Raw genomic sequence first — 20248 nt, forward strand, 5'->3', positions numbered from 1 at the left:
TTTATCTAAAAGGTCAATAAAAGTCAAACTTTTCGATTCTATCCTAGTTGAATTCTACAATTCTTCTGCAATTTTGTTAATTTTTCGCAAACGATGGTTCACACCACTTTTAGAGATGCCACCACCGGGGATTAAGTCACTTAGTTCTTGTAAGGAAGCTTCGGGATGGGCTAGTCTTACTTCAGCAACAGCACGCAATTTATCTGGCAAACTGTCAAGCCCTTGTAATTGCTCAATTCGCTCAATGCTGTCAATTTGTTTACTGGCTGCTGAGATTGTTTTGTTTAAATTGGCGGTTTCACAATTCACCAGACGATTAACTGAATTCCGCATATCACGCACAATTCGTACATCTTCGAACTTAAACATACTATTCGTGGCCCCGATAATGGATAGGAAATCAGCAATTTTTTCGGCTTCTTTTACATAGGTAATATAGCCACCGCTCTTGCGTTCGTGCGTTTTTGCATTCAAATCAAACGTCTGCATCATCTTACAAATATCATCATTATGCGCTTCATAGATCGAGTGAATCTCTAAGTGATAACGACTTGTGCCAGGACTATTCACAGATCCCCCTGCCAAAAAAGCACCCCGCAAATAGGACTTCATCTTCTGTTTATTTTCCGTATACTCTGACGAAATTGAACCTAGATGAAGCATGCCATCCAGAATACCTAACTCATTCAAAATATACTTGGTATTCGAACGAACCCGACAAATATAAATATTATTTTTCTTCAACTTCATCTTCCGGCGCACAGACAACTCTGCATGCACATCGAATGTTTCCTTAATTAAGGAATATATTCGTCGAGCAATCGCAGCATTTTCGGTCTGAACATTCAGTTGTAATTGCTTGTCAATAATATTCATTGTCCCATTCATCCGAATAAGCGCTGCCAGCTCTGCTTTTGCATGCTCAGGATGGACTTCTAGCATCGTCAATTCCTTCTTCACATCACCTGCATAAGACATCTTATCACCCCTTTCCTACAATCTATTGTTTGCTGTATCATTTCAAGTATCCGTCCATCACCCGTCGTCTCCCTTGAACATCATTCGCTGTCTTGAATAACTCACGCGCCACTTTAGGTCCATCATGAAAAACTCCCTTTTCCGATAACGATAAGAAATTATCAGAAATCACAGTCGGCACTTGATCACTCAAGCCTTTGAAATCATGTTTCACTTGATAGAGATATTCACTATTTTCTTTGCTGACATGCTCGAATGGGACAAGCCCATTATTAACCAGCGCTATATCGATAAAAGGTTGCCCGAGATGGCGGTGCAACACATCCACATGCTCAGCATCCGTGAAGTCTTCGGTCTCCCCTAATTGTGTCATAATATTACAAATATAGACCACTTTAGCTGATGTTTCGAGCAACGCTTTCCCCAAATCAGGAATCATTAAATTCGGCAAAATACTAGTAAATAACGAACCGGGGCCTAATACTACCATATCGGCATTCATAATAGCTGAAATAACTTTTCGTCCCGGTTCGACTGGCCCATGATTATCAGCTCGTGAGACGGCAACATAATCAATCATTTTTCCAGCTTGAGCAATCTTAGACTCTCCGGACCCTGTCGTACCGTCCTTATAACGGGCATGGAGAACTAATGGCACTTCTGCTGAAGGATAGACCGATCCATCCACATGCATCATTTTTGCTAATAATTGAATTGCTTCGTAAATATTGCCTTTCAATTCCGTGGTTGCTTGAATAATAAAGTTTCCGATCGCGTGACCATCAAAACTTTTATCCTTAGATTTGAAGCGATATTGAAAAATCGCCCGTTGCAACTCAGGTATATCACTCAGAGCAGTTAACACATTCCGCAAGTCGCCTGGCGGTACAGAATTAAAAGCTTCACGTAATTTCCCACTGCTTCCCCCATCATCAGCAACTGTCACAATACCCGTAAGTTGGGCATTTAATTCTTTTAAACTTTTTAAGATAACAGGCAAGCCTGTACCACCACCAATGACGACAATATTGGGGCGTCTACTTGTTGGTTTATTCCCTTGTCTCATGATCGTACAACTGACTCCTTCGTCTTGTCCTTATCGCGGTGAGATATATTCACATTATAGCCGTCCGAGCGCAACTGTTGGGCGACTCGCTCGACTAACGCTACAGAACGGTGATGTCCGCCTGTACAACCAATCGCGATATTAACATTTGATTTTCCTTCACGCTTATAGCCAGGCAAATTCACAGCTAACAAAGCCATGAAACGATTGAAGAATTCTTCCGTCTCAGCTTGCTGCATGACATAATCATATACCTCTTGATCTACCCCGGTCTTCTCACGCAATTCAGGAATATAATATGGATTAGGCAAGAAGCGAACATCCATGGCAATATCCGCATCAATCGGCAAGCCATGCTTGAAGCCAAAAGAGACTAATTCAATACGGAATAACTCTCCTGTCTCACTATCACTAAAGGCTTTCAACAACTTCTCCCGTAATTGTCGCGGTGTTAGATCTGTTGTGTCGATAACAAGTTGAGCTTTTCGTTTAATATTGGCTAACAATTCTTTTTCTTGTTGGATGCCCTCAATCACACGACCATCTTGTGCCAATGGATGAGAACGGCGAGATTCTTTATAACGCGAAACCAATTCTTCTTTCTTAGCATCTAAGAATAAGACTTTTTTTACAATGTAAGGCGTCTCTTCAACTTGACTCACCGCCCCTTCGACTTGTTTAAAGAAGTCCTTCATTCTCAGATCCATCACTAACGCGACTTTCGAGAAGCGACCAGACTGCTGTGTCAGTTCCCAAAAAGTGGGTAGCAATTCAGGAGGCATATTATCAATACAATAATACCCCATATCTTCAAAACTTTGAATAGCTACTGTCTTGCCGGCTCCACTCATCCCTGTAATAATAACAACTTCAACTTGTTCATTCACCGCATTCACCTTCTTTTAAAAAATCGTGTTCATCTTATTTAACGAGTTGCTCGATATCTTGTTCGATAGCTTCTATTTTTTCTTGGACACCTTTTTTAGCACCGTCAACCGCACCAATATAGAATTTAATCTTTGGTTCAGTACCGGACGGACGAGCTGCAATCCAGCTACGATCACTTAAAATATATTTTAAGACATTCGAATGAGGTAAGTCAATCTCACCCGTTTCACCTTTTGCTGTGGTCCATTGACCGGTTAAATAGTCTTCTGTTTTAACGACTTGTACGCCGCCAAAGCTACTTGGTGATTGTTCTCGTAGATTAGTCAGTAATTCTTTTATCTTCTTCTCACCACTCGCGCCTTCCATCGTTATGGAAATGGTCTTCTCTGCATAATGACCATGATCATTGTATAAATCAAATAATGCATCTACTAAAGATTTATTTTGAAGCTTATGATATGCAGCGACTTCGGCAATAAGTACGAGTGCTTGAATCGCATCCTTGTCACGGACAAAACTTTGAGCGAGATAGCCATAACTCTCTTCAAAACCAAACATAAACGTATGCTCACCCGATGTCTTGTATTGCTCAATTTTCTCGGCAATGAATTTAAATCCAGTTAGAACATTCTCTGTCGTTACACTATAACGCTCAGCAATGACGGCTGGGAATTCGGATGATACGATTGATTTCACAATTGCCGCATTTTGTGGTAATTTTTCTTGTTTCAAGTTTTGTTTTAAAATATAGTCAACTAATAAAGCTGCAATCTGATTTCCTGTCAGTACTTCATAGTGTGTATCTGAGGTTTTCACTGCTACACCCAGACGATCAGCATCCGGATCCGTTGCGATTAAAATATCCGCTTCATGCTCTCGCCCTACTTTGATCGCTTCATTGAAGGCTTCTTCTGTCTCCGGATTCGGTGACGCAACAGTTGAGAAGTCAGGATCCGGCTCTTTTTGTGAATCAACGGATATAATTTGGCGGAAACCAGCATTATAGAGTGCCTTCGTTCCAATATATTGGCCAGTTCCGTGGAGTGGCGTGTAGACAATGCGCAAGTCACGCGCTCCTTCTTCAACCATATCTGCATCAATCGTCACTGCTCGCATCATATCTAAGTAGGCCCGGTCTACTTTTTCGCCAATAATGGTCAGTAAGCCCTTTGATTGTAAGTCTTCTTGATCAGCGACTTCGATATTAAGTGGCTCATCAACTTGTTGCACATACTGAATGAGACGATCAGATTCCGCTGGTAACAATTGACCACCATCTTCACCATAGACCTTGTAACCATTATATTCAGGTGGATTGTGACTAGCTGTTACCATAATCCCTGCGGCAGCTTCTAAGTGTCTAACGGCAAAGGAAAGTTCCGGCGTCGGGCGCAGAGATTCGAAGACATATGATTTTATTCCCTGCTGACCCAATGTCTTCGCTGCTTCAAAAGCAAATTCTCGCGAAAAATGTCGCGAGTCATAGGAAATAACTACTCCACGATCTTTTGCGGTCTGTCCTTTAGCATCAATGTAGGTTGCTAGCCCTTTTGTGGCTTGGCGAATCGTATAAATATTCATGCGATTGGTTCCTGCTCCAATTACACCTCGCATCCCGGCTGTTCCGAACTCCAATGACTTGTAGAAAGCATCTTGCAACTGCTCTTCATTTTTTTCTAATATTTGCAATTCATCGTGCACGAACGGATCTAAATTCTCATGTTGCTTCCACTGACGGTAAGTTTCTTTCCAACTCATCTGATTTCCTCCTAAGAATTTATCTGGTTTATTATATTATACACGTATTGCATCTTCCTTAAAAGCGCTATCACTTACTCAGCTATAATTAACTGTTTTCTTTCAATGCTTCCACATAATGGAATACTTCATTCCCGGCAATCGCACCATCACCGACCGCGGTTGCTACTTGTCGCAGCACAGTTGCACGCACATCACCGATCGCGAAGATTCCTGGAATTGCTGTTTGCATCTTCTCATCTGTCACAATCCAGCCGTCTTCATCTGTAATCGGCAAATCTCCACAAACTTCTGAGTTTGGAATTAAACCAATATAAATAAAGATGCCATCGAACGGTAATTCTTCTGTTTCATTTGTGTTCACATTGCGTGTGAGAAGTGATTCAACCTTATGCTCTCCACGAATTTCGTCCACCACAGTATCCCAGATGAAGTCAATTTTTTCATTCTTAAAGGCTCGATTTTGCAAAATCTTCTGGGCCCGTAATTGATCACGGCGATGAATAATCGTTACTTTTTTTGCAAATTGGGTTAAATAGGTTCCTTCTTCAACCGCAGAATCGCCACCACCAATGACAGCAATATGTTTATCACGGAAGAAGGCCCCATCACATACGGCACAATACGATACACCACTTCCGTTTAATTGTTGTTCACCAGGGATACCTAATTTCTTATGCTCAGCTCCAGTGGCTATGATAATAGCACGCGCGAAGTAAGATTTATCGGCCGTTTTTACTTCTTTGTACTCTGGGCCATCGATAATTTCTTTAATATCACCATACGTGTACTCAGCACCAAATTGTTGAGATCCTTCAAACATGTTAGTCGCTAAGTCCGGTCCCATAATCGAATCAAAGCCCGAATAATTCTCAATCTCAGCTGTATTAATCATCTGGCCTCCTGGTACGCCCCGTTCAAGCATAATCGTTGATAGGTTGGCGCGTGAAGCATACAGTGCTGCGGTCATTCCACCTGGGCCAGCACCAATGACAAGTACATCATAAATCTTATCTGGTTGGGTCATTATTTTCTCCTTTTATAATTGTTGATTAATCATCTCTACCATTCGTTCCGCTTCTTCTTGATATTGACTATCTAAGAAGCTATTCTGATCTAGAATATACTGGAACTCCTCCAAGTACGTTAGTGCTTCTTCGAATCGGTTCAGATACGACAAGTTAACTGCTTGGAAGTAATACAAATCTGGATAAGTAGATTTCTGCTCTCGGATCAACTCCTCAATCAATTCAATTGACTCCTCGAAGCGCCCGGCATGTTGGTACATCAAGGCGAGTTGGATTTGGCCATAATAATAGTCTTGATTATTCCACGCTAAGCTTATTCCTCGCTTAAGATACGTAATCCCTTTATCCATTTGTTGACGATCAAAGGCTTTGAGTGCACGCTGATAATACAGTTGGGCACTCGGATTCATTTCTATAATATTATTCAATTGTTTACTCATTAATTATCCCTCATTTACATTCAGCTGACGCAACGATGCTCTAATTAACCAACTATTCTGATTTCCCTTCTCGGTTCATTAGACGCTCGATAGCTACTTGAGGATCAGCTTCTTCATAGAGCACCCGATACAGTGCACGTGCAATCGGTAAATCAACGTCATAGTTGTCGGCTAGTTGATTCGCTCCAATTGTCGTATAGAATCCCTCAACCACCATACCTACTTCTGCCAGCATTGCCTCAACTGTATAGCCTTGGCCAATTAATTGCCCAGCTTTGAAATTTCGTGAGTGAGTACTCATACAGGTCACCACTAAATCACCAACACCACTTAATCCAGAAAAGGTCAATGGATCAGCGCCCATCTTTACCCCTAAGCGGGTAATTTCGGCCAGTCCACGGGTAATTAAGGCGGCACGTGCGTTATCACCATAACCTAATCCCGTAATTACACCCGATCCGATAGCAATAATATTTTTTAAAGCTGCACCAATCTCAACCCCGATCATATCCGTGTTTGTATAGACTCGGAAATATTCATTCATAAATAAGGATTGAACCTTTTGAGCCACTTCTATATCATGAGCTGCTGCTGTAATCGACGTAATGTCACGTCGCATCACTTCTTCCGCATGACTTGGCCCTGACAAGGCAACGACAGCTGATAACTGATCAGCTAATACCTCGGTCAATACTTCTGAGATCCGTAAATCACTATCTCGTTCGATACCCTTTGCTGCATGAATAACAAATTTTGGCGTGGTTATGAATGATTTTATTTGCTCAGCTACCGGTCGAATTGCATTCGTTGGCAAGACAAATAATAATGTCTCTGAAAAATGAACTGCTTGTTCCAAGTGACTGGTTGCTTTTAGTTGAGCTGGCAACGTAATACCCGGTAAATATTTTTCATTTGTTAGATGATTGTTAATTTCGTCGGCTTGCTGATCAGAACGACACCAGATTAACACATCATGCCCATTCTCAACTAAGACAGAAGCTAAGGCCGTCCCCCAAGATCCAGCACCAATAACGGTAATCTGCTCTCTCATGTTATCGCCCTTTCTTTTGTTGTTCAGCTTTTGCTTGAGCCAGTTCGATATCTGGCTGCACCCCTTCACTATAGTATGGAACGGGCGGATAGAGATACTTACGACGGTACCAGATTAATAGAACACCCGCAATCACTAGGACTAATGACAAAACTTGACTCACGCGTAATGGGCCAATATAGAGACTATCCGTACGCATCCCTTCAATAAAGAATCGTCCAATCCCATACCAAATTAAGTATAGACTGGCTGTTTCCCCACGACGAAGAAACGCTGGACGTCGACGCAAGAAATATAACACAATAAATCCTGAAAATGTTACTAACGATTCATATAAAAAAGTAGGATGATAGTATGTTCCACCAATATTCATTCCTTCAATAATAAACTCCGGCAAGTGCAACCCTTCCAAGAAGGCACGCGACACTTCGCCACCATGCGCTTCTTGATTCACGAAGTTACCCCAACGTCCAATCGCTTGTGCTAACAAGACATAGGGGGCAATAATATCAAGGACTAACCACGGATCGGTCTCGTTTTTCTTACTATACCATAGCAATACCAAGCCACCCGCAATCAATCCACCGTATATCGCAATACCACCTTCCCAAATATAGAAGATACGTATCGGATCTTGCGCATACGCACTAAATTCAAATAACACATAATAAATACGTGCTCCTAGAATAGACAGTGGCAACATCCAAAACGACAAATCAACAATAAAATCATCATCTAAACCGAGCTGACTTGCTTCACGGCTACTTAACAAGACTGCAATTAACATCGCACTGGCAATGATAATGCCGTACCAAGCAACTGTAATGGGGCCTAGTTCAAATGCAACCGGATCTATCGGCGTTAAGGTCAATAAATTCATCTATTATTTCTCCTTCGAATCAGTCAGTGTATTTTGTTGAATTAAGCGGGCTAAGTTGTCTTCGAATGTTTGGGTCGAATCGTGTCCCATATCTTTTGCGCGACGGTTCATCGCAGCTAACTCAATAATAATAGCCAAGTTGCGTCCAACACGTACAGGAATCGAAATCTTCGGCAAATCGACATTGAAGATTTTGAATGATTCCGTATTGTTCCCTAAGCGATCATATTCGCGATTCTTATCCCAATGTTCTAAGTTGATAACCAAATTCACTGTCTTAGACGCTCTTACAGCACCTACACCGAATAAGTTCACCACATCAATAACACCCAATCCACGAATCTCAATCAGATTACGCAAAATTTCCGGTGGCTCCCCAATAATTCGGCTATCATCCAGTACGAACAAATCTACACGATCGTCTGCAACTAGACGGTGGCCACGCTTCACTAGTTCTAAGGCCGTCTCTGATTTTCCAATACCAGAATCACCAATAATTAAGACACCCATACCATAGATATCAATCAAGACACCGTGTTGCGAGCAACGATCAGCTAAGTTACTCTCTAAGAAGTTGGTCAAATTAGAGACCAGCCGCGTTGTTGCTTTGTTCGCCACTAGCACGGGGATCCCTCTATGGGTGGCTGCTTCAATTAACTCTTCTGGAGGTGTCAAGTTTCTCGTAATAATGAAGCACGGTGTTTCTTCCGTACACATTTTTTTCATAATAATCTTACGCTCATCTGACGTCATCCGCTCAGCAAACGATATCTCAGTTCGTCCAAAAATCTGGACACGATCAGCCGGATAAAAATTAAAATAACCCGTCATCTCGATTGATGGCCGGGACACATCAGCTACAGAAATACGACGATCCATAAAATCATCGCCTGCAACAACCTTCAAGCCCGACACACCATCGACTAGTTCTCTAATTGTTACTGTCATGATACATTCTCCTTCTCATATTACTCTATTTCATTGTATCATAAGCGATGATTGATTGGAATTAATGCGAGTTTTATCTACTAATATTCACCAACAAAAAAAGACGTACGAGACGCCTTTTCCCTAGAATCGTCGGTATTGAATATCCGTTTGTGCTACAAATAGCGAATTCACCAGTGAAATAATAATGGCAAGGAAAGTCGCCCAGCCCAGTGAACTAATATAAAATCCACTAACAAAGTAACTCGTCATGTATAGGACAGCTCCATTCACAATGAAATAAAAGAGTCCCAAAGTTAAAATCGTCAACGGCAATGATAATATCACTAAAATCGGCTTAATAATCGCATTCAAGATCCCAAAGACTAACGCTGCCATCAAGGCTGTCTGCCACGTATCAATTACTAACCCTGAGAAAAATCCAGCTAATGCTAAAAACATCACCGTATTTAATAAAGTCGTCTGCAACCATTTCATCCAAACATCACTCCATTCAACTAAAATTTATAAGTTCATTCAGCTACTAATTTATCTAATTATATCGATTTATTCCGACAAACACAACTATTGTTCAAAAGTCCTTAAAAATTGCTCCATTCATCTTCATCCATCTCATCAACATCGATTGGTTGTTCTGGTGTTTGATTATAGTGAGAATGATCTAAGGGTTGATCAGAGTAGTCTGCCGGTTTTTCTGGCATAACAAAAGCTAATACAATATAAACTAGAATGAACAGACCGCTAAGTGTATCCAGCATGACTACCGCAATAACGAAGAGTACTCGGCACAAGACCGGATCAACCTTGAAATATTCACTTAATCCACCCAAGACACCGAACAAAATCGAATTATTTTTCGACTTATATAACTTTTGGCTAGACATTTCCCCCACTCCCTCTTAAATCAATCTGCTTCAGGCATGATAAAGTAGAGCAATACATATAATAATAGAGGTGATCCAGCTCCGAATGCTACGACCAAAATAAAAAGTAAACGCGACATATCACGATCCCATCCGAAGTACTCAGCAAGTCCTCCAATAATACCACATAACCATTTATCTCTAGATTTTGTTAATTTTTTCATTGGTTGTCTCCTTCATATTTGATCCATTAAGATACAAAAGCGCGCTCACTTGCTGCTAGTTGAATGTAGTGTCAGCGCGCTTGCTTGTTATTTATAGGCTCGTTATATCACTTAAAAATCTGCAAATTCATCATCATCAACACGCGCTTGACGAGGTGCTGAGCGCTTATTACCGAACTGTTTTGATTTTTGACGTGATCGGTATCGTCTAGCGTGGTGATTGTCTGATTTTGGCATCAGAATAGCTAAGATAATGTAGACAGGGATGGCTGAGCCAGCACTGAAGACCGTTGCTATAACCCAAGCTAAACGCACGGCACTCGGATCAATTCCAAAATATTCAGCTAATCCACCGGCAACACCGGCTAATTTTTTGTTGTGTGATTTTGTTAATTTACGCTTCATCAGAATTCCCTACTTTCTCGTCTGTATCTTTGAAGTAAATGCTCCCACTCGTCGTCTTCGCTTGAACAGTCATTGGATTGCCATATTTTAAGCGTTTAAAGGAACGGAAATTTTTCTTCCCATTTAGATCTTCTTCGACATTATTCAGGCGACTTTTCACCTTCCCGAATGCTGCTTTCCCTTCCACATCAATATCACTTGTGCTTGGCAGAGCGACTTTAACATCCCCGTTGACTGTGGTTGCTTCTAATTGCGTAGCTTCCGGATTGAAGAGCGTCATGCGAATATCACCATTTGTCGTTGTTAGAGCAGAGCTAATGACATCTCCTCTAATTTGAATATCTCCGTTGACCGTATTAATAATTAAATCTTGAATATCCACATCTTTTTGATAAATATCTCCTTGGGTCCCTTTTATTTCAATCATGGTCGCTTTAATTTTATTTAACTTGAAGTCTCCATTGGTTGATTTCATATACAGATCTTTCAGATCAATATGGCTCAAGGAAATATTACCGTTCAATACATTAACCGTTAGATAATCGTACGTCTGCTTCGGTAAGGCAACAATAATGTCTGCTTTTATTCGTTTGTTGGGAATGTGGAAGGTTAATTTATCCTCATCCACAACATACTGATGGCGCACAGCGAAGGCTTCTTCTACAGTTGCCTCATCATACTTGCCGTAGATGGTAATATTAGCTGAAATACGCATCTGTTCGTCTGTCGTAGATTCGAACGAAATATTCCCATTGGCGTTCTTAAAGTCTAAAATAGTTGGGTTCTCAGTAATAATCCATTCTTTATCGAATGAATCAGAGGCTAATGTTGGAACTTTAATCACTTGCTCTGACCATTCGAAGTTATCGAACAAGCCACGTGCCGATTCAATAGTGGTCTTAATTAGCTCACCTAGGTCTTTACTAGCACTTCCTACCGTTTGACCCGCTTTTTTGAGTGCTTTTTCTGTATCTTCTTTCCACTCATCAGGAGAGAAATCGAATTGTGAGGTGACTTCTTTTGCTTTTGTGGACCATTTGCGCATTTTTAGACTATTAAGTTCGTCAGAAAGTTCTCTTTTTTCTTCATCTAATTCTGCCAACTCCTGATCGATATCTTGTAAGTCCTCTTCAAGGTCAATCATTTGTTCAGTAGCTTCATAAGCGTCTTCCTTAAGATCAACTAACTGCTCTTCACGTGCTTGAATTTCTTCTTTCAAGTTCGCTACTTCATCGTGGTTATCAACTTCATCGATTGCCTGGACCAGTGTTAGTTCTTCACGCAAATCCGCTAATCGGTCTTGTTGTTTTTCTATAGCTTGTGTGTATTCTGATTCAGCACGTGCTTTTAACTGATCCAACTCTGCTTTTACCGCTTGACGCTTCTGTTTTTGTTGGGTAATCGAAGCATTTAAGCGATCGAGTTCTGCTGAATACTGCGTCATCTCATTTGCTAATTCTTCCAGTTCTTGCTGATAATCTACAGTCTCATCATGGCTATCCCATTCAGTTTCAGTCGTTATTTCTTTATCGAACTCTTTAGCTTCCATTCGTTTATTTTCTTGTTTCGCTAAGTTTTCTAGCAGTTCTAATCCCTCATCTGTCGATAAGACGCCTTGTCTAACTAAGTCTAAGATTCGTTCTCTTTCATTCATCATAGTTCCTCCTAAATTTTCAAAACATATCAATCATCACGTGTTACCCTTATTATGTCAGAAATAACAAGACAGAACATCGGACTTGCGACTGATATTCGGATTTTTAAGAGAGGGTTCCTATGAAGCAAGTAACTTTTTGAGTAGTTTAGACTAAGATGACGGGGTTAAGAGTGGTTTGAGATATTGTCCGGTATAACTTTCGGGAATCTCAGCAATCTCTTCTGGCGTACCTGCACCAATAATCGTTCCACCGCCAACACCACCTTCTGGCCCTAAGTCAACTACATAATCCGCCACTTTTATGACGTCAAGATTATGTTCAATCACTACGACTGTATTGCCGACATCGACTAAGCGCTGCAGAACTTCCAGTAATTTGGCAATATCATGCGTATGCAGCCCCGTTGTTGGTTCATCCAAGATATAGAAGTTGTGCCCGTTTTGTCGTTTTTGCAACTCACTGGCCAACTTCATTCGTTGTGCTTCACCCCCAGATAGGGTTGTAGCAGACTGACCGAGTGTAATGTAACCTAAACCGACATCAATAATTGTATCTAGTTTTCGTTTTAATTTAGGAATATTTTCGAAGAAGTCTGCTGCATCACGGGCATTCATATCCAGCACCTCAGCAATATTTTTACCCTTGTATTCTACCTCTAATGTCTCAGAGTTATATCGCTTCCCTTTACAGACTTCACAGGGCACATACACATCCGGTAAGAAGTGCATTTCAATCTGAAGCGTCCCGTCCCCTTTACAGGCTTCACAACGTCCACCTTTCACATTAAAACTAAATCGACCTTTTTTATAACCACGTTTCTTCGCTTCATTCGTCTGAGCGAAGAGTTCCCGCACATCATCGAACACCTTCGTATACGTTGCTGGATTACTTCGCGGTGTACGACCAATTGGACTCTGATCGATATCAATAATCTTGTCTAATCCTTCATAACCAGTGACTGATTGATGTTTTCCAGGCTTATCTTTGCTACGTCCGACTTCACGAGCGAGCACTTTTTTCATGACTAAGTTCACTAAAGACGATTTGCCCGATCCTGATACACCCGTCACCACATTCAAGCGACCCAGTGGAATATCCACATCGACCTCTTTTAAATTATTTTCGGCAGCACCTCGAATCGCAATGGCTCCTTGATCTTCTACGCGACGTTCTTCTGGCACATGAATACGACGTTGGCCTGATAAGTAGTCTCCAGTAATTGAATTCTTGCTCTGACTGACTTCCTCAGGGGTTCCCGCAGCGACTACGCATCCCCCTTCACTTCCAGCACCAGGACCCATATCGATTAAATAATCTGCTGCCCGCATTGTATCTTCATCATGTTCCACAACAATCAACGTATTGCCTAAATTTCGCATCTGGCGCAGTGAATCAATCAAACGATCATTATCCCGTTGATGCAAACCAATGGACGGTTCATCTAAAATATAAAGAATCCCACTCAAGTTAGAGCCGATCTGTGTTGCTAAACGAATCCGCTGTGCTTCCCCACCAGAGAGTGTCCCGGCTTTTCGCGACAAGGTTAAATATTCTAAGCCCACATTCTTCAAGAAGGTCAACCGGTCACTAATTTCTTTCCGAATCGGCTTGGCAATCGCCATATCTTTATCCGATAAATCCATCTCTCCGAAGAAATCTTTCGCTTTATCAATTGACAGTTCATTCACGTCTCCAATGTCTTTTCCTAACACTTTGACAGAAAGTGCTTGTTCATTCAGACGCTTCCCGTGACAATTTGGACATGTCAATTCAGTCATATATTCCTTCATCGTCCGGCGCGTAAAATCGGAACTTGTTTCATAATAACGACGCGACACATTCTCCATGACCCCCTCGAACGGCATCACCGAATCCCGCACATTACCATAATTATTCGTATACGAAAACTTAAACTCGCGCTCACCCGAGCCATGCAAGACCAGTTCCTGATCTTCTTTCGGCAAGTCTTTGAACGGTACCGTCATATCAATATCAAACTGATCACAAGCTTGCTTTAACATCTCAGGATAATAATCAGAACTAATTGGTTGCCATGGTGCCATTGCGCCCTCTTCTAAGGTCAAGGACTCATCTGGAACAACTAAACTATAATCAACTTCGAGTTTTGTCCCGATTCCCTCACATTCAGGACACGATCCAAACGGGGCATTGAATGAGAATAATCGTGGCTCCAATTCAGGGACTGTAAAATCACAATATGGACAAGCATGATGTTCACTAAATTGTAACGTCTCCCCATCAATCACATCAATCGTGGCATAACCGTCTGAACGATTAAGGGCCGTCTCCAATGAATCAAATAAGCGGGACCGAATACCGTCTTTCACCACAATCCGATCCACGACCACATCAATATCATGTTGCTTATTCTTATCTAACTCAGGAACTTCCGTAATATCAACGATCTCCCCATTCACACGTACACGAACATATCCATCTGCCTTAATCTTATCCAGTAGACGCTTATGTTGACCGCGCTTAGCTTTCACAACAGGCGACAGAATTTGTAATTTAGTTCGTTCAGGCAACTCCATGATCGTATCAACCATTTGTTCGACTGACTGGCTCGTAATCTCATGCCCATCATTCGGACAGATTGGCACACCAATCCGTGCATACAATAATCGTAAGTAATCATTAATCTCTGTCACCGTTCCGACCGTTGACCGTGGATTATTATTCGTTGTCTTCTGATTAATCGAAATCGCCGGTGACAAACCATCAATACTATCAACATCCGGCTTATCCATCTGTCCAAGAAATTGTCGTGCATAGGCCGACAACGACTCCACATAACGGCGCTGGCCTTCTGCATACAACGTGTCGAACGCCAGTGAACTCTTCCCTGAACCAGATAACCCCGTCACAACAACAAATTTATCGCGCGGAATCACTACATCAATATCTTTCAAATTATGTGATCGCGCTCCGCGAATAATAATCTCATCTTTTCCCACAGTGCATCCCCCTCATTATGTATCACACATCTAGCATCGAATTTCATTATAACACACACACCTGTTAAATAAAGATTCTAGCCTTACCGCTTGTTTCTTAGCACAAAAGTCATATTCTCTTTTGGGGTTAATCAATGCCCGCTTAACCAAAAGAAAATATGACTCTTATAATTATATTTTACTTAATTAATCAAATGCCATTTATCGGCTGCTCGATCTTCAATTTCTTGCACGTAAACTTTTCCTGTCTTGGCATCATATTTAAATGCTTTGATTGGTGTTATTTTTTCAGCACTATCATCGGATACATCAAATTTTACCGTGTGTTCATCAATCACTTCACTAGTGATAAAATAATTCTCTGTATTATAAGCATAATCTGTTAAGTCATGTACTTTTCGGATACCTTCTTCTGATAATGCTTTTTCTTGTCCTGTTTGCTCAATAGAAGCAACCGGTTCCCCATCATGTAATCTCATCCAAGACTTAGGTGCTGCATCGGTTGATTCAAATACGCGATCTGTCACTGTATCATATTTAAACCACTTGAAGACCGTTAGCTTTTCTGGTGTTTTATCGGCCAAACTATAAATGACTGTATGATCCGCTTGTTTTCTTTCGACTCTAACTTCATAACTAGCTGAGTTATATTTATTATTAGTCACTTCATGAATGCGGTCTATTCCCTTTTCTGCAGTATCGGTCGTTTTTTTAGTTCCTCCTGATACCACTACTGTATTTCCTGGATAGAGCATAGTCCCAGCATCGATGTGATTCCATTGGTAAATATCAGCTACTGTTACACCAAATTTTTGAGCTATTTTATACGGTGAATCCCCTGCTTTGACTTCATATACTTTCTTATCTGAATTGCTCTGATTTCTTTCAACTTTTAATTGATCACCAGGATGTAGCATATACGCTTCCCCCAATGCGTTAAGTTGTTTTAACTCCTCAATACTCATATTATATCGCTGACTAATTCGATATAAATTATCTCCTTCTTGCACCGTATAAAGGGCGGGTTGATTAATATTTCCCGTCTCACCACTGCTGGCTGAAACAGTAGACACACCGATAATTGAGCTCGTTAATGCAACCAGTGCAATAGTTGATAAACTCTTCACATTTATTTGTTTTTTCATAATTAGATCCCTTCAATATATGATATCATTTTTTATAGCACACATATAATATCATTATAATTACACAAAAACAATACAATTTTACCTAGATAAGATGTTTTTATCTGACATTTCAAAAAATTCCTTCATAGTAATAGTTCAGTTAACGATTCTATATGCTATAATAATTTAGAGGTGATTATATGAATTTGTATGATATTAAAGTAAAACCAATTGATCAACCAACCATAACATTAAATAGTTATAAAAACCAAACTATCCTCATTGTGAACACAGCCTCTAACTGTGGGCTAAAAAACCAACTAGAGGAGCTTGAGACACTCTATCAAGACTATAAGAACTGCGGTTTCACTGTACTTGGTTTCCCTTGCAACCAATTTTTGGGCCAAGAACCGCTCGACGGCATGGAGATCCAAAACTTCTGTGCCACAAATTTTAATGTAACCTTTCCCTTATTCGAAAAAGTGAAGGTCAATGGCAAGCACACCCACCCACTCTTCGCAACTCTGAAAGAACGAACAGGGCTAAAGCTCATTAAGTGGAATTACAACAAGTTTCTCATCAGCCCGAATGCTGACACGGTGAAACAATTCAGCCCTATTACGTCGCCGCTCGACTTACGCGAAGAAATCGAAGCGTTACTCTCCGCTGATTAACATGATATAACTCTTAATGAAAAATACGACTATTTCACCACTATAATAAAGCACTTAGATACCCCGTTGATACTACAGTCAACCAGATTCTAAGTGCTTTTAAGCTATTTATACAACGCCTTATCTTGCAATATTCATTTATATTTGAGTGGTCAATTCAATCATTCGATCGACTGATTCATCGAGATAAGCAATCGTGTCTTTCAAGGCTTGGTCGCTTCCAACGTCAACACCTGCAACTTTAGCAGCATCTTTTGGCAACTGACGTCCACCTAACTTCAAGAAGTCTAACCAATTCTCTGCTTCAAGCTCACCCGCTTTTAACTTCAAGAAAGCTTGCGTAGCAATCGTTAAACCAGCTGAGTACGTGTATGGATATAACCCATAGAAGTAATGAACTTGACGCATCCACGTTAACTCCGCTCCCGGTTCAATCTCAACCGCATCACCCCAGAATGCTTCCAATGTCTCGCGCTTCAATTCATTCAACACATTAGCATCAAATCCTTGACCCGCATCGATTCGCTCATACACTTTTCGCTGGAAGTCCGCTTCCAATAAATGTGTGACAAAATTGTGGAAGTATGTCTTGGAGATCATCTTAGCAATAATCGACCGTTCTTTCCGCGGTGAATCCGCATCTTTTCGTAAGTAATCACTAAGGAGCAATTCATTAAAGGTCGACGGAGCCTCAATCAAGTATAAGGATGGACGACCTGCCGTTAAGACTTGCTCTTGGTAGACATAGTGGAAATGTCCCGCATGCCCCAACTCATGAATTAATGTATACGCATCGCTCAACAATCCAGAATACGACAACATAATGTACGGATGCGTATCAGCTGGTGTCGAACAGAAGGCACCCGAACGCTTCCCTTTATTACGCGCAAAATCGATCCAGTTCTCATCATAAGCTCGCATCATAATATCCACATAATCATCACCCAGAACTTCTACCGCCTGAGCAATCACCTCACGCGACTCAGCAATGGTTAATGTTTCCGTATAATCTGGATCCAAATCCAACTTCAGATCTGCATACGTCATCTTGTCTAAGCCTTGCTCCTCTTTCACATGCGTAATATACTTACGCATTACCGGTGCAAAATCCGACATAATAAGATCAATCTGACGGTCATACATCGCTCGATCAACATCTTGACTATCCAATAAATAATCAATCACCGAATCATAACCGCGCATCGTTGCTAATGTTTTTTCTTTCATCACATGATTGTAATAGTTCGTCGCCGCTGTATATTGATATTGACCCAGCACTTGATTGAACTGATCATAGGATTGGCGGCGAATCTCACCATCCTCCGAATACATATAGCCTTCTTCATAGCCAACAAAGCTCAAATCATGCTGCTTGCCATTTGCTTCAAATGTTCCAAAATCAGCATCGGCAGACCGAATCTGTTCGAATAATTCCGCATGACTATCTAACACAGGGCTTAAGTTAGCCAGCGCCTCTTCCACTACTGCCGGCAACTTGTGAGCTTTTCCTTTTTTCACCTCACGAATAAACGGCTCATAACGCTCATCTAACGCGACAACTGCATCCAATGTCGCTTCCTCAGCTTCCATTAATTCAGATTCATAAAAGCTTAAGATAGCCCCCAACTTAGCCAATTCATTACTCACCCGTTGAACCCGCTTCTGACTTTCAGCATCGGTAATATCTACTGATGTCGGTAAGAACGCATAATCATACACACGCGACGTTAAACTCTGAATCGACTCGTAAACCTGAATCGACTCTAAGATAATCCCCGCTTCCGTCAACCGACCGGCATATTGATCCTTAAACTCCTTCGCTTTCCCGCCAAGCTGCTCTAACGTTTCTTCAAAAGCACGCTCCGACTCAAAAATAGCTGACAAATCCCATTTCAACGCTGCACTGACTTGCGATCTTTCTTGTAATGTTTCACTCACATACATTCCTACTCTCTAATATTTTCTTTCTAAATCCACTTCACTGACGGGCAACTCTTCACGATCAATGAAAGCCTGCAAGTTTTCTTCAATAATCGGGCGCAATGTCCCTAAATAATCATCCATAAACCCAGCAATATGCGGTGTCGCCAAAATTTTCGAATGCGTATACACCGGACTCTCTGCTGGAAGTGGCTCTTCTTCGAACACATCCAACGCTGCAAAGCTTAGCAATTCCTGATCAAGTGCTGTCAATAAATCAGCCGTCACAACCGACTCACCGCGCCCCACATTGACAAAAATTGCCCCAGGTTTGAATTGCTTAAATAAGGATAAGTTGAATAATCCAGTTGTCTCTGGTGTCAACGGTAGAATATTAATAACAACATCAGCATCTGCCACAGCTTCTGCCAGGTTATCATTCGTATATACCTTATCGAAGCCATCAATCTGACCGCCACTGCGATTAACCCCTGTTGTCTGCATACCGAATGCTTTCGCCATATGAGCCACTTCAGTTCCAATCTTACCGGCACCAATAATCGTCACCGACTTATCAAACAAAACTACCGGCTCAATCTCCTCTTGTGCCCAACGTGACGCCTTACTTGCCTCAACTGACTGCAAAATGCCTCGAGTACGCGCTAGCAACATCCCAAAAATTGATTCCGCCAATGAATGAGTATGCATCCCGCTCGCTGAAGTCAACCGCACCCCTTCTTGTGCTAGTAAATCAAGTGGCAACTTATCCACTCCAGCTGTCGGCAATTGAATCCACTTTAATTGATGTTCACCAGACTCAAGCACATCAACTAACCGCTCATCCCAACCCAGTACGATCTCAACCTTCGAAAAATCAGCTTCTTCAAACTCACTCACCAACTGATATTCACTAGCCATCTCTCGAAACGTCTCTAATACATCCTCTTCGTAACCGATCAATACTAACAATTCCTTACTCACAGCCATCACTCCTTGCTTTACATTATCGCATATTCCCACCACAATTTCGACTAATAATCACGGGAAATACTTCACAAGTAGCTTGTTTCCTGAATAAACAAAAATCCTATTTAATTAGCTAGTTTGACTAGAAGATTAAACAGGATTATATGTTTCAATAATTATTACATCAAAAATCAATACACTATAACTCTAAATCTCATAAGTTATCTGACCAATCAATTTAGAGTCATTCAAAACAACACAGCTCTAAAACACTGAGATTGCCTTTATGATTGACCTTGATGTTTTGGAGTCATTCAAAACAACACAGCTCTAAAACACCACACGTACAGTTGGTCGCATATCAACCGTTTTGGAGTCATTCAAAACAACACAGCT

General features: G+C 41.1%; 19 protein-coding genes. 1 reads left to right on the forward strand and 18 read right to left on the reverse strand.

Annotated features, from left to right (window positions below; translation table 11 throughout):
• Positions 1–54: 54 nt before the first annotated feature.
• The 16 genes from whiA to HMPREF9703_RS06460 all read right to left on the reverse strand — a co-directional run bounded on the left by whiA (position 55) and on the right by HMPREF9703_RS06460 (position 16310).
• Positions 55–978, reverse strand: coding sequence for a DNA-binding protein WhiA (whiA, locus tag HMPREF9703_RS06385; protein ID WP_004636508.1), 924 nt, complete (start codon positions 976–978; stop codon positions 55–57).
• Between the two features lie 37 nt (positions 979–1015).
• Entirely contained in the window at positions 1016–2044 is a 1029-nt protein-coding gene (locus tag HMPREF9703_RS06390) for a gluconeogenesis factor YvcK family protein (protein WP_004636509.1), read from the reverse strand.
• The gene (rapZ, locus tag HMPREF9703_RS06395; protein WP_004636511.1) at positions 2041–2931 is read right to left on the reverse strand and encodes an RNase adapter RapZ; all 891 of its coding nucleotides are present in this window, start codon (positions 2929–2931) and stop codon (positions 2041–2043) included. Before rapZ ends, HMPREF9703_RS06390 begins: the two co-directional genes overlap by 4 nt.
• A 34-nt stretch (positions 2932–2965) precedes the next feature.
• Positions 2966–4690 (reverse strand): phospho-sugar mutase, encoded by a 1725-nt coding sequence (locus HMPREF9703_RS06400; protein ID WP_004636513.1) that lies wholly within the window; start codon positions 4688–4690, stop codon positions 2966–2968.
• A gap of 88 nt (positions 4691–4778) precedes the next feature.
• The gene (trxB, locus tag HMPREF9703_RS06405; protein WP_004636514.1) at positions 4779–5717 is read right to left on the reverse strand and encodes a thioredoxin-disulfide reductase; all 939 of its coding nucleotides are present in this window, start codon (positions 5715–5717) and stop codon (positions 4779–4781) included.
• Positions 5718–5729: 12 nt separating this feature from the next.
• Positions 5730–6158 carry a hypothetical protein gene (locus HMPREF9703_RS06410; protein WP_004636515.1) on the reverse strand — a complete coding sequence of 143 codons (429 nt, stop codon included), beginning with the start codon at positions 6156–6158 and terminating at the stop codon, positions 5730–5732.
• Between the two features lie 52 nt (positions 6159–6210).
• Positions 6211–7209 carry an NAD(P)H-dependent glycerol-3-phosphate dehydrogenase gene (locus tag HMPREF9703_RS06415; RefSeq protein ID WP_004636516.1) on the reverse strand — a complete coding sequence of 333 codons (999 nt, stop codon included), beginning with the start codon at positions 7207–7209 and terminating at the stop codon, positions 6211–6213.
• A gap of 1 nt (position 7210) precedes the next feature.
• Positions 7211–8089 (reverse strand): prolipoprotein diacylglyceryl transferase, encoded by an 879-nt coding sequence (gene lgt / locus HMPREF9703_RS06420; protein ID WP_004636517.1) that lies wholly within the window; start codon positions 8087–8089, stop codon positions 7211–7213.
• 3 nt (positions 8090–8092) lie between these two features.
• Positions 8093–9037 (reverse strand): HPr(Ser) kinase/phosphatase, encoded by a 945-nt coding sequence (gene hprK, locus HMPREF9703_RS06425; protein ID WP_004636518.1) that lies wholly within the window; start codon positions 9035–9037, stop codon positions 8093–8095.
• A gap of 123 nt (positions 9038–9160) precedes the next feature.
• A complete protein-coding gene (locus HMPREF9703_RS06430) occupies positions 9161–9514 on the reverse strand; it encodes a phage holin family protein (RefSeq protein ID WP_004636519.1) in 354 nt (117 codons plus the stop codon).
• A gap of 104 nt (positions 9515–9618) precedes the next feature.
• The gene (locus HMPREF9703_RS06435; RefSeq protein WP_004636520.1) at positions 9619–9921 is read right to left on the reverse strand and encodes a PspC domain-containing protein; all 303 of its coding nucleotides are present in this window, start codon (positions 9919–9921) and stop codon (positions 9619–9621) included.
• Between the two features lie 20 nt (positions 9922–9941).
• Positions 9942–10124 (reverse strand): PspC domain-containing protein, encoded by a 183-nt coding sequence (locus HMPREF9703_RS06440; protein ID WP_004636521.1) that lies wholly within the window; start codon positions 10122–10124, stop codon positions 9942–9944.
• Positions 10125–10235: 111 nt separating this feature from the next.
• On the reverse strand, positions 10236–10529 hold the full coding sequence (locus HMPREF9703_RS06445) for a PspC domain-containing protein (protein WP_004636522.1): 294 nt from the start codon (positions 10527–10529) through the stop codon (positions 10236–10238).
• Positions 10519–12183, reverse strand: coding sequence for a daptomycin-sensing surface protein LiaX (gene liaX / locus HMPREF9703_RS06450; protein WP_004636523.1), 1665 nt, complete (start codon positions 12181–12183; stop codon positions 10519–10521). The genes HMPREF9703_RS06445 and liaX overlap by 11 nt, the downstream gene beginning before the upstream one ends.
• Positions 12184–12336: 153 nt before the next feature.
• Positions 12337–15165 (reverse strand): excinuclease ABC subunit UvrA, encoded by a 2829-nt coding sequence (uvrA, locus tag HMPREF9703_RS06455; RefSeq protein WP_004636524.1) that lies wholly within the window; start codon positions 15163–15165, stop codon positions 12337–12339.
• A 182-nt stretch (positions 15166–15347) separates the two neighbouring features.
• Complete coding sequence (locus HMPREF9703_RS06460; RefSeq protein ID WP_004636525.1) at positions 15348–16310, reverse strand: LysM peptidoglycan-binding domain-containing protein; 963 nt, start codon at positions 16308–16310, stop codon at positions 15348–15350.
• 182 nt (positions 16311–16492) lie between these two features.
• Here HMPREF9703_RS06460 and HMPREF9703_RS06465 point away from each other — a divergent pair, with 182 nt between their 5' ends.
• Positions 16493–16966: a glutathione peroxidase gene (locus tag HMPREF9703_RS06465; RefSeq protein ID WP_004636526.1), complete on the forward strand. Its 474-nt coding sequence runs from the start codon at positions 16493–16495 to the stop codon at positions 16964–16966.
• Positions 16967–17104: 138 nt separating this feature from the next.
• On the opposite strand, the gene pepF is transcribed toward HMPREF9703_RS06465, so the two are convergent.
• Positions 17105–18910, reverse strand: coding sequence for an oligoendopeptidase F (pepF, locus tag HMPREF9703_RS06470; RefSeq protein ID WP_040376838.1), 1806 nt, complete (start codon positions 18908–18910; stop codon positions 17105–17107).
• A 9-nt stretch (positions 18911–18919) separates the two neighbouring features.
• Positions 18920–19867 (reverse strand): NAD(P)-dependent oxidoreductase, encoded by a 948-nt coding sequence (locus HMPREF9703_RS06475; protein WP_004636528.1) that lies wholly within the window; start codon positions 19865–19867, stop codon positions 18920–18922.
• Positions 19868–20248 lie beyond the last annotated feature (381 nt).

It is taken from the genome of Dolosigranulum pigrum ATCC 51524 (assembly GCF_000245815.1).
GTDB classification, from domain to species: Bacteria; Bacillota; Bacilli; order Lactobacillales; family Carnobacteriaceae_A; genus Dolosigranulum; species Dolosigranulum pigrum.

What these genes read in the sequence shown, in the direction of transcription:
- HMPREF9703_RS06410 (WP_004636515.1), bottom strand. Translation starts at nt 6,158, where the DNA reads ATGAGTAAACAATTGAATAATATTATAGAAATGAATCCGAGTGCCCAA.
- HMPREF9703_RS06435 (WP_004636520.1), bottom strand. Translation starts at nt 9,921, where the DNA reads ATGTCTAGCCAAAAGTTATATAAGTCGAAAAATAATTCGATTTTGTTC.
- HMPREF9703_RS06440 (WP_004636521.1), bottom strand. Translation starts at nt 10,124, where the DNA reads ATGAAAAAATTAACAAAATCTAGAGATAAATGGTTATGTGGTATTATT.
- HMPREF9703_RS06390 (WP_004636509.1), bottom strand. Translation starts at nt 2,044, where the DNA reads ATGAGACAAGGGAATAAACCAACAAGTAGACGCCCCAATATTGTCGTC.
- pepF (WP_040376838.1), bottom strand. Translation starts at nt 18,910, where the DNA reads ATGTATGTGAGTGAAACATTACAAGAAAGATCGCAAGTCAGTGCAGCG.
- liaX (WP_004636523.1), bottom strand. Translation starts at nt 12,183, where the DNA reads ATGAATGAAAGAGAACGAATCTTAGACTTAGTTAGACAAGGCGTCTTA.
- whiA (WP_004636508.1), bottom strand. Translation starts at nt 978, where the DNA reads ATGTCTTATGCAGGTGATGTGAAGAAGGAATTGACGATGCTAGAAGTC.
- HMPREF9703_RS06460 (WP_004636525.1), bottom strand. Translation starts at nt 16,310, where the DNA reads ATGAAAAAACAAATAAATGTGAAGAGTTTATCAACTATTGCACTGGTT.
- HMPREF9703_RS06400 (WP_004636513.1), bottom strand. Translation starts at nt 4,690, where the DNA reads ATGAGTTGGAAAGAAACTTACCGTCAGTGGAAGCAACATGAGAATTTA.
- hprK (WP_004636518.1), bottom strand. Translation starts at nt 9,037, where the DNA reads ATGACAGTAACAATTAGAGAACTAGTCGATGGTGTGTCGGGCTTGAAG.
- HMPREF9703_RS06415 (WP_004636516.1), bottom strand. Translation starts at nt 7,209, where the DNA reads ATGAGAGAGCAGATTACCGTTATTGGTGCTGGATCTTGGGGGACGGCC.
- lgt (WP_004636517.1), bottom strand. Translation starts at nt 8,089, where the DNA reads ATGAATTTATTGACCTTAACGCCGATAGATCCGGTTGCATTTGAACTA.
- HMPREF9703_RS06430 (WP_004636519.1), bottom strand. Translation starts at nt 9,514, where the DNA reads ATGAAATGGTTGCAGACGACTTTATTAAATACGGTGATGTTTTTAGCA.
- HMPREF9703_RS06445 (WP_004636522.1), bottom strand. Translation starts at nt 10,529, where the DNA reads ATGAAGCGTAAATTAACAAAATCACACAACAAAAAATTAGCCGGTGTT.
- HMPREF9703_RS06465 (WP_004636526.1), top strand. Translation starts at nt 16,493, where the DNA reads ATGAATTTGTATGATATTAAAGTAAAACCAATTGATCAACCAACCATA.
- trxB (WP_004636514.1), bottom strand. Translation starts at nt 5,717, where the DNA reads ATGACCCAACCAGATAAGATTTATGATGTACTTGTCATTGGTGCTGGC.